The 14,361-nt window shown below is 40.2% G+C and carries 17 protein-coding genes; 14 read left to right on the plus strand and 3 right to left on the minus strand.

The features are described from left to right. Positions 1–598 precede the first annotated feature (598 nt). Positions 599–1,498 (minus strand): LysR family transcriptional regulator, encoded by a 900-nt coding sequence (locus tag RLN88_RS07660; RefSeq protein WP_350220803.1) that lies wholly within the window; start codon positions 1,496–1,498, stop codon positions 599–601. Positions 1,499–1,627: 129 nt separating this feature from the next. Between RLN88_RS07660 and RLN88_RS07665 the strand changes: the two genes are divergently transcribed. The 10 genes from RLN88_RS07665 to RLN88_RS07710 all read left to right on the plus strand — a co-directional run bounded on the left by RLN88_RS07665 (position 1,628) and on the right by RLN88_RS07710 (position 8,645). Beyond that, positions 1,628–1,936: an NIPSNAP family protein gene (locus RLN88_RS07665; protein ID WP_350220804.1), complete on the plus strand. Its 309-nt coding sequence runs from the start codon at positions 1,628–1,630 to the stop codon at positions 1,934–1,936. A gap of 90 nt (positions 1,937–2,026) precedes the next feature. Beyond that, a complete protein-coding gene (locus RLN88_RS07670; protein ID WP_350220805.1) occupies positions 2,027–2,419 on the plus strand; it encodes a rhodanese-like domain-containing protein in 393 nt (130 codons plus the stop codon). After that, complete coding sequence (locus RLN88_RS07675; protein WP_350220806.1) at positions 2,413–2,859, plus strand: GNAT family N-acetyltransferase; 447 nt, start codon at positions 2,413–2,415, stop codon at positions 2,857–2,859. Before RLN88_RS07670 ends, RLN88_RS07675 begins: the two co-directional genes overlap by 7 nt. Then, positions 2,856–3,293: a DMT family transporter gene (locus tag RLN88_RS07680; protein ID WP_350220807.1), complete on the plus strand. Its 438-nt coding sequence runs from the start codon at positions 2,856–2,858 to the stop codon at positions 3,291–3,293. The genes RLN88_RS07675 and RLN88_RS07680 overlap by 4 nt, the downstream gene beginning before the upstream one ends. Beyond that, the gene (locus RLN88_RS07685) at positions 3,290–3,712 is read left to right on the plus strand and encodes a DMT family transporter (RefSeq protein WP_350220808.1); all 423 of its coding nucleotides are present in this window, start codon (positions 3,290–3,292) and stop codon (positions 3,710–3,712) included. Before RLN88_RS07680 ends, RLN88_RS07685 begins: the two co-directional genes overlap by 4 nt. Then, a complete protein-coding gene (locus RLN88_RS07690) occupies positions 3,712–4,524 on the plus strand; it encodes a PhzF family phenazine biosynthesis protein (protein ID WP_350220809.1) in 813 nt (270 codons plus the stop codon). The genes RLN88_RS07685 and RLN88_RS07690 overlap by 1 nt, the downstream gene beginning before the upstream one ends. A 2-nt stretch (positions 4,525–4,526) precedes the next feature. Next, positions 4,527–4,868 carry an avidin-fold protein gene (locus RLN88_RS07695; RefSeq protein WP_350220810.1) on the plus strand — a complete coding sequence of 114 codons (342 nt, stop codon included), beginning with the start codon at positions 4,527–4,529 and terminating at the stop codon, positions 4,866–4,868. A 111-nt stretch (positions 4,869–4,979) separates the two neighbouring features. Then, positions 4,980–6,056, plus strand: a complete 1,077-nt coding sequence (locus tag RLN88_RS07700) for a serine hydrolase domain-containing protein (RefSeq protein WP_350220811.1) — start codon at positions 4,980–4,982, stop codon at positions 6,054–6,056. 47 nt (positions 6,057–6,103) lie between these two features. Beyond that, complete coding sequence (locus RLN88_RS07705; RefSeq protein ID WP_350220812.1) at positions 6,104–6,943, plus strand: LytR/AlgR family response regulator transcription factor; 840 nt, start codon at positions 6,104–6,106, stop codon at positions 6,941–6,943. 154 nt (positions 6,944–7,097) lie between these two features. Continuing rightward, complete coding sequence (locus tag RLN88_RS07710) at positions 7,098–8,645, plus strand: amidohydrolase family protein (RefSeq protein WP_350220813.1); 1,548 nt, start codon at positions 7,098–7,100, stop codon at positions 8,643–8,645. 291 nt (positions 8,646–8,936) lie between these two features. Here the strand turns inward: RLN88_RS07710 and RLN88_RS07715 are convergent, their stop codons facing one another. Further along, the gene (locus tag RLN88_RS07715) at positions 8,937–9,566 is read right to left on the minus strand and encodes a 2OG-Fe(II) oxygenase (protein WP_350220814.1); all 630 of its coding nucleotides are present in this window, start codon (positions 9,564–9,566) and stop codon (positions 8,937–8,939) included. A gap of 56 nt (positions 9,567–9,622) precedes the next feature. On the opposite strand from RLN88_RS07715, the gene RLN88_RS07720 reads away from it, so the two are divergent. Beyond that, entirely contained in the window at positions 9,623–9,988 is a 366-nt protein-coding gene (locus tag RLN88_RS07720; RefSeq protein WP_350220815.1) for a VOC family protein, read from the plus strand. A 2-nt stretch (positions 9,989–9,990) separates the two neighbouring features. On the opposite strand, the gene RLN88_RS07725 is transcribed toward RLN88_RS07720, so the two are convergent. Next, positions 9,991–10,200: an RNA-binding S4 domain-containing protein gene (locus tag RLN88_RS07725; protein ID WP_350220816.1), complete on the minus strand. Its 210-nt coding sequence runs from the start codon at positions 10,198–10,200 to the stop codon at positions 9,991–9,993. A 298-nt stretch (positions 10,201–10,498) separates the two neighbouring features. Here RLN88_RS07725 and RLN88_RS07730 point away from each other — a divergent pair, with 298 nt between their 5' ends. From RLN88_RS07730 to RLN88_RS07740, 3 genes are all read left to right on the plus strand, one after another. Beyond that, complete coding sequence (locus RLN88_RS07730) at positions 10,499–10,825, plus strand: PadR family transcriptional regulator (RefSeq protein WP_350220817.1); 327 nt, start codon at positions 10,499–10,501, stop codon at positions 10,823–10,825. Beyond that, the gene (locus RLN88_RS07735; RefSeq protein ID WP_350220818.1) at positions 10,822–13,440 is read left to right on the plus strand and encodes an ABC transporter permease; all 2,619 of its coding nucleotides are present in this window, start codon (positions 10,822–10,824) and stop codon (positions 13,438–13,440) included. The genes RLN88_RS07730 and RLN88_RS07735 overlap by 4 nt, the downstream gene beginning before the upstream one ends. 151 nt (positions 13,441–13,591) lie before the next feature. After that, a complete protein-coding gene (locus tag RLN88_RS07740) occupies positions 13,592–14,332 on the plus strand; it encodes a tRNA1(Val) (adenine(37)-N6)-methyltransferase (protein WP_350220819.1) in 741 nt (246 codons plus the stop codon). Positions 14,333–14,361: the final 29 nt, after the last annotated feature.

Below are 14,361 nucleotides of genomic sequence, written 5' to 3' on the forward strand. Positions count from 1 at the left end.
CCAACAGGTAGGTTCTCCTGTTCCTTAGATGAGCCAAAACATAGCTCCTGCCTCCTTTATGCCGGATACCGGAACTGTCAATAAACTGGTAATCTCAGTTCTTATCCCAATTGCGCTTCCGACCAATTGGTTTTCAGTATCAACAGAGTTATTTACGACACCTCATCGGTAGGTTCACTTTCGTTCAGCTTCTATGCTCTCTCCTGAAGGGTATATCTCCCCCCTTTTCTGCATCCGTTCAGCACCACCCCTTGAAAGGAAAGCACCGTGCAGTGGATTGGAAACACTTCCAGTAAAGCGTATCCGAGAGTCCAACCATTTCCTCCTGCTTCTTTGTGAGGCCTCCGAGTTAACCGTTTAAAGGGCTCGGCTCGTATCCAAATCATCGAAAATGACTCTCATCTCATCTAAAGTTATGATGGGTCATTTCAAAGAACTAAATTTGAAAGTGTCCCAACCCATCGCAGGACACACTAAAGCCGCTAACAGACACTATCATCCATAAGCCTACAGAGCTATTTGCAAAGGCTGGTGAGATCAGATACTTTTATAGATATTTGAAAAGTCCAGCTTACGGATGATAGTTGGACGTTAGCCTTCATATCTCAGACCTATCCTCAAAACTTTCAGCAAAATTTGAAATGAAATCAGCCATGTATTTCTTAGAAAAATCCGAAGAACGAAGTATTAGATAGTGCTCACGCTTCAAGCCGTGAGTTCCCAACTTCTTGAATTGGATAGCGTCTGAAATTTTAAATGATTTTAGATTCCACTTTGGCAAACACATGATGCCTTGATTTGCGCCTACCATCTCCAGAGATACCTCAGTCAAGGGTATAGCTGTTATCTTTCTGGGAACTACATTCTGAATCTTTAGAAAATACTCATGTACAGAAACCGTCTCCATAGGATAGGAGTGGATAATTAAATGCTCCGTGTGAAAATCCTCAGCAGTTAAGTATTCCTTATTTGCTAAAGGGTTTTCGCTATGTACGAGCGCTAGAATTTCATCTTCGAAAATTTTAATACTGGTCAATTCAGGATTTTTGGGCTTTTGCGTTACCACCGCAACATCAATTTCGGCAGATATTAGTTTGGAAACTGGATGATGCGTGCCCTCCCATAAAAGATCAATTTTTATTTCAGGGTAGAGCATCCACATCTTTTGCATGAATGAGGAAATGCCTTGATAAAATGAATAGCACTCCATGCTCATTCGTATGGTGCCAGCAGAGTTTTCCCTAAGGTTCTTGATTTTACTGAAACCGATTGACATTGAACTGAGCACCTGATTTGCCAGTTCATGAAGTTCTTTCCCCTCTTCCGTCAATACCCATTTTCCTCGATTTCGAAGGAATACTTTGAAACCTAACTGCTCCTCCAATTCCCTCAATTGGTGACTTAATGCCGATTGGGTGAGAAATAGCTTTTCAGAAGAATTAGCAATATTTCCCTCTTCGGCAATTGTCTTTACTAGTCTGAAATACTTCACTTCCATGTCCTTGCATAAATACTATCTTTTTAGGAAATCTCATTGTGAAACCTTTTCAGTTTAAAATTAGAAAATTTCAAATCAATAAATAGATAGTGAGGTCAATTCAAGAAACCTTTACTCAAACGATTTCTTATGATCACATGCTACATCAAGTACACCATAGACCCTTATAAATCCGCCGAATTCGAGACCTATGCGAAAATGTGGATTCCTTTAGTTAATCAATTCGGTGGTACACACCTGGGATATTACCTCCCACATGAAGGTTCTGACAATATTGCATTGGCACTATTCAATTTTCCTTCTTTGGCATCATACGAACAATACCGATCAGAAAGTATGCAAGACCCAGCATGCCTGAAAGCCTATGCCTATGCTGTGAAAACTAAATGTATCATCAGCTATGAGCGGAGCTTTATGCGGCCGATTCTTTCAAGCTGATAATTTTTCAGGTACCCTCAAAAATTCCTCAGCACCAAACTCATCAAACACCAAAAGAACCAATGATTTTAGCAAAAAAAGAATGAACTCATGAACGAACAAATTAAATTTTACGAGCAAAAGTTAGCCTATGAAATGGATCCATCAGATCTATTTGCTGCCTTTGAAAATAATGAAAATGTGATAGCAGTTGACGCCAGACAGAACTTTGGGTATGAAAAGGAGCATATCCCAACTGCTATCAATCTACCACACAGAGAAATGAGTGAAAAAACAACAAGTCACTTAGATAGATCAAAAACCTATGTGGTTTACTGTGATGGAATTGGATGCAATGCCTCCACCAAAGGCGCCTTAAATATGACTAAACTGGGCTTCAAAGTAAAGGAACTGATGGGAGGATTGGAGTGGTGGAAATTTGATGGATACGCTACTGTTGGGAGTCATGCAAAAGATGGCGAACAAATCAAGTGTGCATGTTGAAAATTCGTGATGCAATACCTGCTGACATGGATGAAATCTGGCTCATGTGCAGACAGCATGCTGAATATGAAGGAGCTGAATTGTCATTTTCAAATCAAACCAAAGACAATTTGGCTTCTTTGATTTTTGCTAAAAACAAACTGACGTGCTGGGTAGCCGAGAATGAAAAAGGAATTATTGGATACGCCACATGCACAGCGCAGTATGCTACATGGACAGCATCTACCTACCTCTATATGGACTGTCTCTTTCTGAAACAAGAGGCCCGAGGATTGGGAACTGGATCAGCCTTTATGAGACATATTGCCGATTTTGCAATTAAAAACAGCATTTCTGAAATCCAATGGCAAACGCCTTCTTCCAATCATGCTGCCATTGCTTTTTACACTAAACTGGCAGTGAATGAACTGAGTAAATCAAGATTCATTTGGGCGCTATGAGCAGCAAAGTATCTTTCTCTATCGCTTTGATAGTCTTTTTTTGGGCAAGCTCCTTTGTGGCCATCAAAGTAGGTCTTCAGGATATCACCCCGATCAATCTCACGCTCGTTAGGTTCATAATTAGTTCCATTGGCTTAGGATTAATCGCTCTGATTCAGAGGCCAAAAAGAATCCTTAAAAAAGATCAATTCCGTTTTGTACTTGCAGGTGTCTTTGGTGTCACGCTTTACAACGTAGCTTTGAACTACGGACAACAAACCATCTCTGCAGGATCTGCCAGCTTCCTAATAAATACGGTTCCGATCTTCACGACTATCCTTTCATTTCTAATCCTTAAGGAAAAACTAATTCTTAGAACTGTCTTTGGAATTGCAATTAGCATGGTCGGAGTTGGACTAATCACGCTTTCAGAGAGAGCCAGGAGTTCAATTTGAATCAAGGCATCATTCTCTTACTCATAGCATCATTCAGTCAGGCACTGTTTTTTATAATTCAAAAACCACTCTTAACTAGATATTCTCCACTAACTGTCATTTCTTATAGCGTATGGTTAGGTACCCTATTTCTATTGCCGTTTTCAAAAGACCTTTTTGAGGTTACAAATGCTTCACGCGAATCTATGCTGGCATTACTTTATCTAGGAATAGTCGTTGGTGCCTTAGGGCATGTGATCTGGGCATATGTGCTTTCACAACTTTCAGCTTCTAAGGCCACTTCCTTTTTGTATTTTGTGCCAGTAGTCTCTGTGGTTCTTAGTTTTCTGCTTGTAAAGGAGATTCCATCTTTATTGCTTATCATTGGTGGACTGGTTGCCATCTCTGGGGTATACATTGTCAATAAAAGGAATCAATAATGAAAACAATCAAAACCTACATTGTCGATTCATTCACAGATGAAGCATTTAAAGGAAATCCGGCTGGAGTTTGCTTGCTAGAGTCTGAACTCGATGAGCGAACAATGCGCTCGATAGCAAAAGAACTTGGTTTTTCTGAGACCGCATTTATCCTCCTGAATGAGTCCGCGGATCATTATAAGATTCGATACTTTTCTCCAAAAATGGAAATTCCACTCTGTGGTCATGCCACCATGGCAGCTGCAAAAGTCCTTTTTGATTTAGACAGGAGATCTAGCTTGACCTTCGAAACCATCGAGACTAAAACTTTACCAATTCATCTCAAGGGCGATTTGATTGAAATGGAATTTCCGGTGTATGAATTAGTAAAAATGAATGCACCACATGCCCTTATGAATGCATTAGGTATTTCACGGTGCATCAATTCAGAATATAATTCGGAAACAAATATTCTACTGCTTGAAATTTCGAGCACAGATACACTCAAAAACCTCATCCCTGATTTTCAAAAGCTGATCGCATCGCATGACACTATTAATGGCGTATTGGTAACTGCAAAAAGTGATGACCAACAATATGACTTTTACTCCCGTTACTTTTGGCCGTGGAGCGGCACCAATGAAGATCCCGTAACAGGTGGCACACACACCTTTTTAGCCAAATACTGGTCCGATAAACTTAATAAGAGAATACTTCAATCCTTCCAGTGCTCCGAACGGAGTGGTTTTATGGAGGTTGAGTTGAGTGATCACAACACTGTTTTTATTCGAGGCAAAGCCATTTCAGTTTTGGAAGGACAACTAAACATCTAAACATGCGCATCAATTACCACAATCGAAAATTTAAAATCGTTTCCAATTCAGAAAATGGAGAATTATCAGAAAATCAGATATTCGTCTACCTGCAAAAAGGAAACGTACTTACCAGCAACTATAGCAACACTAACATCCTTTCAGGACATATTCTAGGAATAGTGAATGACGATGATAGCCTTGATATTTCTTACCATCAAATCAATGTCGCCAATGAACTGAAAACTGGAATCTGTCACTCTAAGCCTGAAATACTATCTAGCGGAAAAATTAGGATTAACGAAAGCTGGAAATGGACTTCTGGAGATTTTTCTGAGGGATTCTCAACACTCGAAGAAGTTTAAACCATTTGCTGAAAGAAATAATATGTAAAAGAATTACTCAACGATAGTGTAAAAAATGACCTCTGGTAATCCTTGAAACCTAAAAGCACCATCAATAATGAATACATTACTATGAAAAAATACCTCATCATTTCATTGCAACTTATCTGTTTTGGATTGTTTGGACAACAACTAGTAAACATTGATTCGTCCTTTCAAAACCTAGTAACTCAATATAAAAACGTAGGTGTAAGTGCCGCCTATTCCGTAGATGGAAAAACTCAATGGACGGCTTCCAAAGGGTATGCTAATGCAAACCTGAAAATGGAATTCACGGATAGAACACTGACTAGGATTGCCTCCATCACCAAACCATTTACCGCCATCTGCATCATGCAACTCAAGGAAAAAGGAGCGTTGAATCTCGACGATGAAATAATTAAGTACATACCTGATTATCCAAAAAAGGGAAAATCTGTTATAACTATTCGTCAATTATTAACTCACACCTCAGGAATTGATGGGTACAAAAATTCGAAGGAAGCCATTAACACAGTCGAATACCCCACATTAGAAGATGTGACGAAATTATTTAGGGACAGAAAACTGAAGTTTGACCCAGGTTCTGATTTTCTCTACACCACCTATGGATATGTTGTCTTAGGGTTAATCATCGAGAAAGTATCAGGACAGTCTTATGCAGCATACTTGCAAGAAAACATTTTTAATATCGCTGATATGAAAAATACTGGGATCGAAAAGTACGGAGAAAAGTATGTGAATAAGTCTGTTCTTTATCATATGGAGAAAGGTGAGGTAATACTACCTGAACCAAATAATCTGAGCAATAGAACACCAGCAGGAGGATTATACTCTACTGTGGAAGACTTAATGAAATTTGGGAATGCGGTGTTGGACTATAAATTCATTACAGAATTTTCTCACAATGAAATGATGAAAATTGGATTTCCTCTAGAGCAAGGTAATCCCTACGGATTAGGTTGGTTTCTGTATGGTTCAAAAGGGCAAGAGCATATGATATTCGGGCATGAAGGTGGTCAATATGGAGCAAACACCCAGCTCATTATTATTCCCAAAATCAAATCGACTATTGTAGTGCTCTCCAATACTTCTGAAACACCAGATAGCAATATCAAAAAATTTGCTGTGCAAATACTCAAGAAACTATTGAGTGAAAACAAAGAATGAAATAAGTAGTAATCTTGCTAATTCACAAAAAAACAAAGTCTTAAGAAGTGAGATTTTTCAATACCATCATTGCTGTACTAAAAAAAACCTTTCCTGAACAAGAAAGCAGTTTTGGATTGCTTAAAATCAATCTAATCATTAGTGCGTTCATTGTTTTCTTCTTGTACATTTTTCGTCCCTTCGGTATTGCTCTGCTTGAATCAAATACATTTCTTATTTGTGCGGGTTTTGGCTTAATGACATTTTTAGCTGCACTCTTTTTTGACATAATTGTTGGGAAAGTATTTAAGCTCAAAGGTGAGCTGGATCAGTGGACCTTCGGAAAATGGATTCTCTATAACCTTGGCGCTATGCTTGTCATAAGCCTCGCCAATTTTCTATTTGCTCGCATTTTGATCATCGGTTTTATCGATTGGTCGTTGTTGCCACAAATGGTCTATGGTACCTTTATGGTTGGCATCATCCCTATCACTGTACTTGGTGGAATCTCAATTCTAATTCAAGAGAGGAAATATCAGAGCATTGCCAAGGGTATTAATCAACAAAAGGCGCTTCTACAGGAAAGTAACACCAATGAAGACCGAACCCTTTTCGAAATACCGCTAAATAGAATAAAATACATAGAATCCCTTCAAAATTATGTATACATCGGACATTTGGATAATGACGGTCAATTCAAGAAAATAACAGAGCGAGCTACAATTAAAAATATAGAGGAAGCAACTTCAGGTAGTCCGGTAGTTAAATCTCATCGTTCATTTTTGGTAAATGTGAATGACATCATTAATATATCCGGCAATGCCCAGGGCTTGCTATTAGAACTATCAGATTGTGACCGATCCATCCCAGTTTCCAGGAGTTATGTTGATTTGTTTAGGAGCAAATAGGGACACGATCACCTTGTTATTCGTCCCTGCCTAAAGTAACTGGTCACATTCTCTTTGCTTTTCGTACCTGTTCTTGTAATTGGTCACATAGTGATTGTTAATGCTAAATCCTCCATACACTTTTGGTTCATTATTCATCCAAAACAATAAAAAAATGAACTGGAAAAAAATACTCAAGTACACCTTAATGGTGATGATCATTGGTACGGTGGTACTCGTCATACTTGCAAACAGAAACATGACACAGATTTATGGTGGACTTACCGAGGTAGTTGATCATAACCAATTTAAGGTGAAATCCAATGATGTTTGGATTTACAATGTCAACATTCTTTCACAGGACGGAAATGCATTCATCCCAAACCAAAATCTACTCATCGAGAACGGCATTATCACCCTTATTGATACGCTTACAATGCAATCAAAAGAGATTCATAAAATCAACGGAACGGGTAAATTCCTAATTCCAGGACTGATTGACTCTCATGTCCATTTATTCAAAAGTCAAAATGACTTGTTGCTTTATGTTGCCAATGGAGTAACAGGAATTCGAGAGTTGATCGGAGAAGAAGCTCACTTGGAATGGAGAGAGGAAATTAGAAATGGAAGAATTGGCCCTGACATGTACATTGCCTCGCCAAGATTGGGAAGTTTCGGAGCACTAGAGGGTTTTTTTATGAGTTGGTCTCAAGGATTCAATAACATAAGAGATACTGAGGAAGCTAAATCAAAAGTAAAGGAGTATGCACAGCAAGGATATGATGCTGTGAAGATTTACAGCTATCTAAATAAGGAAGCCTTTGAAGCTGTCAACAGAGTAGCGATTGAAGAAGGATTAGATGTAGTAGGTCATGTACCTTTTGGCTTGACCATTATGGATGTATTAAATTCCAATCAATCCGACATTGCTCATCTGGAGGAGTTGATGAATGCATTTAGAAGAGAATATGGAGATTTAGAAAATCAAGAAGGAGCTGATAAATTCATTGAGTATGCTGCTAAGCGCACGGAAGAGATTGCTCCTCTTTTGATCAAAAATGACATTAGTGTTACCACTACTCTTTGGTTGACCAAAAGCTTCGTTCGCCAAAAATTCGAATTAGATAAAATTCTGGAAGAAGTAGAATTGGTACATGAGAATCCAGGCATTAGCGAATGGGATAAAATGATTCCTCAGGGACTTGGCTGGCTTCCGGAAGTCAACAGATACAAATTAAATGATGGCTTAAGTGATGAAGATCGTGCGTGGATAAAGATATTTTGGACTACATACGGAGATGCTTGCCAGGTAATCCTTACTAAATTAGCCGAGACAGGAATAAAGATTCTCGCAGGAACTGATACTAATTTGCCCCCTACTGTTCCTGGTTTTTCGCTTCATGATGAGCTTATCTCAATGAATAATGCTGGAATGACACCCGCCCAAGTATTGCAATCAGCCACCTCAATTCCAGCCAATCGAATGGGTCACAATTCCGGAAAAATTGCAGAGGGATTTAAGGCAAATCTTGTGTTGCTGGAGACAAATCCTCTGGATAATATTTCAAATACACGGAAAATAAACACGGTTTTCTTGAATGGAAAAGTATTGGATAGAACCCGACTGGATCAAATGTTGGATGCTGTCAAAAAGGCAAATGATGCTAGTAGAAAAGTATCAATCGATCATTATACTTCTGGCAGTCGTGGACATAACCATTAGAACTTAGCTCTTGGTAGGATACTACTCAGGTGAATAGAAAACATTTGGTAGTTCCTAAGTTGGAGTTATAATTTGGGTTAACGAAGGCTAACATATGCTATGAATGAATGGGGTTTTATCGGTCAGGATATTTTCGTGGGGATTGGAAAGTCCGCCACAAGTTTTAAATTTAAATCAAGGCGTGGCATGTGCAAAACGAGAGGTTAGTGCTTTCTAATCCCAACTCATCATAGCTAGTCGTTATTCAGCTTTTGGAAAGTTCCAAACTTTCCAAAAGTTATAAGCTGAACCTCACCCCAACAAATACCCCACCCCACTTGGCTGATAGAGTAGCCATCCGGTAAGGCTGTAGCGGCCTACATGGGTTTTCATCACTTCATGCGGCACATCAGCACTCTTAAACATCACGCACCTCCGGGCTATCGGATCTACCATGATCTCTTCATCCTCTTTGAGGATTTTCAGCTCTCCTCCATCTCCTTTTTTCCAGCCTTCGTTCAGGTAAATGATCATCGAGATCATGCGATTGCTCCGCTCACGAAACTGATCCACATGGCGCTTGTAAAAGGTGCCGGCAGGATAGTACGCCAGGTGAAACTCATACCCCGATAAGCTGAGAAAACAGAAGCGATTGAGTACATCCTTCGTCTCTTCAATGATCCCAAACGTATCAGCTAGCTGCTTGTCCCTGGATTTATCCAGCCAATAGGTGAAGTCCCCCCGAATAGTGGTGTCGAGTGTATTGTTCAGGGAAGATCCAATGCCAGCCCGGTCAAATTTATCCTCCTCCAGCTTCGACAAAAAAAACGATCGGATGTGCTGGTATATCTCTTCGGAGAGGAAATCATCAATGACCACAAAATCATTCAATGAAAGCTGATCAACCCAGTCGATCCATTTTTCTTCGGCGTGGAAATTCATTATCAATTGAGAAAAAGTGGGTGAAAATACCTAACTTCATAGAAACCGCCAATGCAATGAAATCAGCCCTCAAGTCTATCCGACCCTTCATAGGAGCCAAGGACTATCTCAAATCCAGAGAATTTTATAAAGAATGGGGCTTTGAAGAAATAGTTAACTCACCTAAAATGTCCTTCTTCTCATCCGGCAAATTTGGGTTCTACCTTCAGGATTATTACCTGAAAAGCTGGATTGAAAATTCCATGCTTTTTCTGGAAGTGAAGAAACTATCAGAATATTGGGAAGTGCTGAAAGCCAAGAACCTGGAAAAGAAATTTGAGGGTGTAAAACTGGTGGAACCCACAGAGTTTGAATGGGGAAAAGAAGGGTTTATCTATGATCCTTCAGGGGTTCTGTGGCACATTGGCGAGTTCAATAAATAATCCTACTGGATTTTTACCTCCTGCCCTTCGAAAAGGACCACATCCCCCGTCCGTAGTTTTTTTCTACGCTGGGTTTCAATCTGCCCGTTTACCTGCACCAGACCTTCATCAATGAACTGCTTGGCCTCCCCTCCCGAGCCTACCAATTGCATGATTTTCAGGAGCTTGTTCAGCTCTATGAAATCGAATCCTTCCAGTTCAAATGTTTGCATGTTGCAAAGCTATCTCATCTTGATTAAGATGTGCCGTTTTTTTGTTTAGTCCTCTCCCTACCCCCTGTTCCACATCGACTCCAAAGAGGGTACATGACCGCACATCGTAATCACAATTTGATTTTTTTAGTATTTATTCTTAAAAACAGAAACATATCTATTAGCCTTGCCGTATTATTAATTCTTAAAAGTAGAAAGTAATAGACCCCTATAATCCCCTCAAGGGGATAATTCCCCCTTTGAAGGGGGCGTGTGCTGGAAAAAGCGAAGGTTGGGGGATGTTTTAAAACAACAAACTATGAAAGGATACATTGGAGAATTTGAGGAACTGGTTTTATTGACCATCGCCAACCTGGCAAAAGATGCCTACGGTGTGGCCATCCTCAATGACATTTCCGAAAGAGCAAATCGGAAGCTGAGCATCGGGGCACTTCACTCAACCCTCACCCGCCTGGAAGAGAAAGGATACATCACCTCCTACCTTGGTGAGCCAACAAACGAACGTGGTGGCAGACGCAAGCGCTATTTCGAAATCACCGATAGTGCAAAAGCAGAACTCAGTAATATGAAAGCACTAAGAGATCAGCTTTGGGCTGGATCAAAAGTTAATCTTTCTATCAAATGAAACACACCTCAAGCCCACCGAAACTGGCAGAAAGGCTGCTAAAATGGTATGCCGGACGAGCAGATCTGGAAGACCTTCAAGGAGACCTGGATGAGGTCTATGGACTAACCCTTGAAGATTCTGGCAAGCTGAGGGCTGACTGCAACTATTGGATGCAAGTGCTCTCCCTCCTCTTTTCTTATGGACTAAAGAAGCGGAAATCAAAGGCCGCCTATTCTCCATTTTATCACAAAAACTCAATTGCTATGTTTAAAAACTACTTCAAAATCGCGATCCGTAATTTCTCCAAGCATCGGCTATTTACCGGACTAAATATCCTCGGACTTTCTCTCGGGATGTGCATTTGTCTACTTGGGCTGTCTATGAGTGTTGCTATCTACGAAACCGACGGCTGGCAGGCAAACAAAGATCGAATCTATCAGATAAACACCTATGTAAGTGATGAAGCGCAGGATAAAACCTACGCATCCACTTTTCATGCACTTGGCTATCACATCAAAGAAAAATACCCATTCATTGAGGAGGTTGTAAAAATGAAATCCGGGTTTGAGCCGGAAATTAATCACCACGGAAACCAGATGAACTTTGATGGGTACTTTGCTGACAATTCATTCCTTCAGGTTTTCAGCTTCAGGTTAATTAAGGGGGATCAGCGAAGTGCTCTTTCCAAACCATTTAGCATAGTAATAACTGAAAAAGTTGCCGAAACACTTTTCCGCGATGAAGATCCTATTGGTAAAACGCTGGAAACCAATTATGGTGTAATGAATGTGACAGGAGTAATTGAGAATCCTAAGCAAACGCACTTCTACTATCAGGTACTTGCATCCTTCAACACATACCAACAACTTGAGGATGATAAACTTAAAAATGACTGGGTCTCCTATCGAAATAATTACGTCTATGCGCTATTAGGAGAAGGCCATACGGATGACCAGCTGGCTGAGGCTCTGAGACAGAGCTCAGAAAAGGCTGGTTTATTTAATCCTGAGAAGGAGATAAAGCTAGAATATATAAGCCTTGACAATGTGGTGCCCCGCTGGAATATTAGCAATGCCATAGGGATTGGCTGGGATCAGCCTAGCTTAATATTCTTCATGGTTATTGGTTTGCTGGTGTTACTCCCTGCCGTCTTTAACTACACCAACCTATCGATTGCCAGAGCATTGAAGCGCGCCAAGGAAATAGGCATCCGAAAAGTTGTAGGTGCTGAGAAGTTTCAGATCAAAGCACAGTTTATAGTGGAGACAATCATACTATCCGTACTGGCTCTGATAGGTTCCCTTCTGATTCTCTACCCAATGAAAGCTGAATTTCTGGATATGATCATTGCTGCAGAGGTACTGGATACTGATCCCAGCATATCACAGATACTTACCTTCTTGTTATTTGCAATCACAGTAGGAATATTTGCAGGTATTTTCCCAGCACAATATTTTGCCCGACTCAACCCTATCCAAACCATGAAGGGAGAAATTAAAAATGGCAAAAGCAATGTGTCAGGATTTAAGAAAGGGCTATTCGTCTTCCAGTTTTTCCTTTCACTTGTATTCGTCATTGGTGTAGTGGCCATCGCGAGACAGCATGCATATGTGCTGAATCAAAATCATGGGTTCGAATCAGAAAATATTTTGGCTGTTCCTTTCGAGCGAATAGATAAGCAGATTGCCATCAATGAATTAGGCAGCCATCCTGACGTAAAGGCCATCACCACCTCTTCAAACCTGCCCGGTGTTTTTTTGGGACAGGCCATAAAAGCTACCTCCAATCAACAAGATACTATTGAAGTAAATGAAGTTTTCATTGGAGATGACTTTATCGAGAATATGAAAATGAAGCTCAGTTGGGGAGAAAGCCAATCCATGGAGCGATCCAATCAAAACGAAGAGCTGGTTCTCGTAAATGAACAATTCATTCGATCCCAGAAGGTGTTTAATGTTCAGAAAGACACTCTTAGATTTACACTGGAAAATGGAACGAACTGTAGAATCGTTGGAATCCTGAAGGATTTCAATTTTGAGCCGCTCAGCGAGCAAATCAATCCTTTGATCTTTCGTCATTCACTGGAGGAAAGTCAATATGCACTACTCTCCGTTAGCTCTACCAATATCAAGCGAACGATTAATGAACTGGATGCTATCTGGCAAGGAATAGATCAGAATGTGAAATTTGAAGCTACTTTTTTGGATGATGAGATCGAAGATGCTTACTACTTTTTACGTGTACAGATTAAGTTTTTCAGTGTGCTCAGCACCCTGGCTATCACCATCTCCTGCTTAGGTCTACTTGGCATGGTTTCCTACACTACTGAGAATCGAACGAAGGAAATCGCCATCAGAAAAATCATGGGAGCTACCGATGGGAGCTTATATTATCTTTTAACCAAAGATTTTATCAAACTCATTCTTATCTCTGCATTGATTGCCATCCCGGTATCCTATGTTTTCTATGATAAGCTCTTTTTATACTTCTTAATCAGATATGGAACCGGCTTAGGCGTTTTGGAAATATTCGTCAGCATTACCTTCCTATTCTTGGTGGGGATCACCTCCATCTACTGGCAGACTTCCAGGGTGACCAAAGCAAATCCTGCCACTAAGCTGAGGTATGAGTAGAATTTAAAGATGTCTTTAACCAAAACTGAGTCATGCTGAGACTAGCCGTCCGCACTTATTTCAGCATCTATATGATTTGAAATAAACTCTGAAATAAATTCAGAATGACCTTAAGAGAGTGAGAGAGATTCTTTGATTATATCTTCGCCCCATGCCCAACACCTACTTCCAATTCAGGCAATTCCGCATTGAACAGGCACAATCCGGCATGAAAGTAACCACTGATGCCTGCCTGTTTGGCAGCTGGGTTGCCAATGAAATAAAGAGTGCTGAACACAGGCGAATACTTGATATTGGTGCAGGAACCGGGATCCTCTCCCTCATGCTGGCTCAGGTGACAAAAGACACGAAGATTACCTCAGTTGAGATAAACAAGGCAGCTTATCTTGAAGCTAGGCAAAACTTTGCGCAATCACCATGGTCAGAGAGATTGGACTGCATTCACACATCATTGCAAGAATTTAGGTCAGGGAAATTTGATCTGCTTATCTGCAATCCTCCTTTTTTCCAAGGCAGCCAAAAAGGGTCTGACACCAATAAAAACCAAGCCATCCACTCGGAGAGTCTGCGAGCAAGCGACCTGCTTCATCATGTCCTTGATCTGCTGGATTCGGGAGGTAGTTTCTACCTTCTTTACCCGGAGCGGGAGATGAATACATTTATCGAGCTAGCTGTGAAAGCAGGATTATTCCCAATTCAAAAAGTATTCGTGCGAAATCAAATCAGCCAGCCAATTTTTAGGATAATGGTTCAATTCTGCTTGAAAGATCGGGCAATATCCATTTCAGAATTGATCATCCGAAATGATGATCGAAAGTACACCCCAGAAAGTTGGGAGCTATTGAAAGATTATTTGCTTGAGTATAATTCACCTAACACAATGAACAAATAATATTTCACCCTGGTTAACTATCTTTATCT

It is taken from the genome of Ekhidna sp., assembly GCF_040223195.1.
Classification (GTDB): Bacteria; Bacteroidota; Bacteroidia; order Cytophagales; family Cyclobacteriaceae; genus Ekhidna.

Coding starts and splice junctions, on each gene's coding strand:
- RLN88_RS07690 (WP_350220809.1), top strand. CDS start 3,712: ATGAAAACAATCAAAACCTACATTGTCGATTCATTCACAGATGAAGCA.
- RLN88_RS07700 (WP_350220811.1), top strand. CDS start 4,980: ATGAAAAAATACCTCATCATTTCATTGCAACTTATCTGTTTTGGATTG.
- RLN88_RS07710 (WP_350220813.1), top strand. CDS start 7,098: ATGAACTGGAAAAAAATACTCAAGTACACCTTAATGGTGATGATCATT.
- RLN88_RS07665 (WP_350220804.1), top strand. CDS start 1,628: ATGATCACATGCTACATCAAGTACACCATAGACCCTTATAAATCCGCC.
- RLN88_RS07725 (WP_350220816.1), bottom strand. CDS start 10,200: ATGCAAACATTTGAACTGGAAGGATTCGATTTCATAGAGCTGAACAAG.
- RLN88_RS07735 (WP_350220818.1), top strand. CDS start 10,822: ATGAAACACACCTCAAGCCCACCGAAACTGGCAGAAAGGCTGCTAAAA.
- RLN88_RS07715 (WP_350220814.1), bottom strand. CDS start 9,566: ATGAATTTCCACGCCGAAGAAAAATGGATCGACTGGGTTGATCAGCTT.
- RLN88_RS07680 (WP_350220807.1), top strand. CDS start 2,856: ATGAGCAGCAAAGTATCTTTCTCTATCGCTTTGATAGTCTTTTTTTGG.
- RLN88_RS07720 (WP_350220815.1), top strand. CDS start 9,623: ATGAAATCAGCCCTCAAGTCTATCCGACCCTTCATAGGAGCCAAGGAC.
- RLN88_RS07670 (WP_350220805.1), top strand. CDS start 2,027: ATGAACGAACAAATTAAATTTTACGAGCAAAAGTTAGCCTATGAAATG.
- RLN88_RS07660 (WP_350220803.1), bottom strand. CDS start 1,498: ATGGAAGTGAAGTATTTCAGACTAGTAAAGACAATTGCCGAAGAGGGA.
- RLN88_RS07675 (WP_350220806.1), top strand. CDS start 2,413: ATGTTGAAAATTCGTGATGCAATACCTGCTGACATGGATGAAATCTGG.
- RLN88_RS07695 (WP_350220810.1), top strand. CDS start 4,527: ATGCGCATCAATTACCACAATCGAAAATTTAAAATCGTTTCCAATTCA.
- RLN88_RS07730 (WP_350220817.1), top strand. CDS start 10,499: ATGAAAGGATACATTGGAGAATTTGAGGAACTGGTTTTATTGACCATC.
- RLN88_RS07740 (WP_350220819.1), top strand. CDS start 13,592: ATGCCCAACACCTACTTCCAATTCAGGCAATTCCGCATTGAACAGGCA.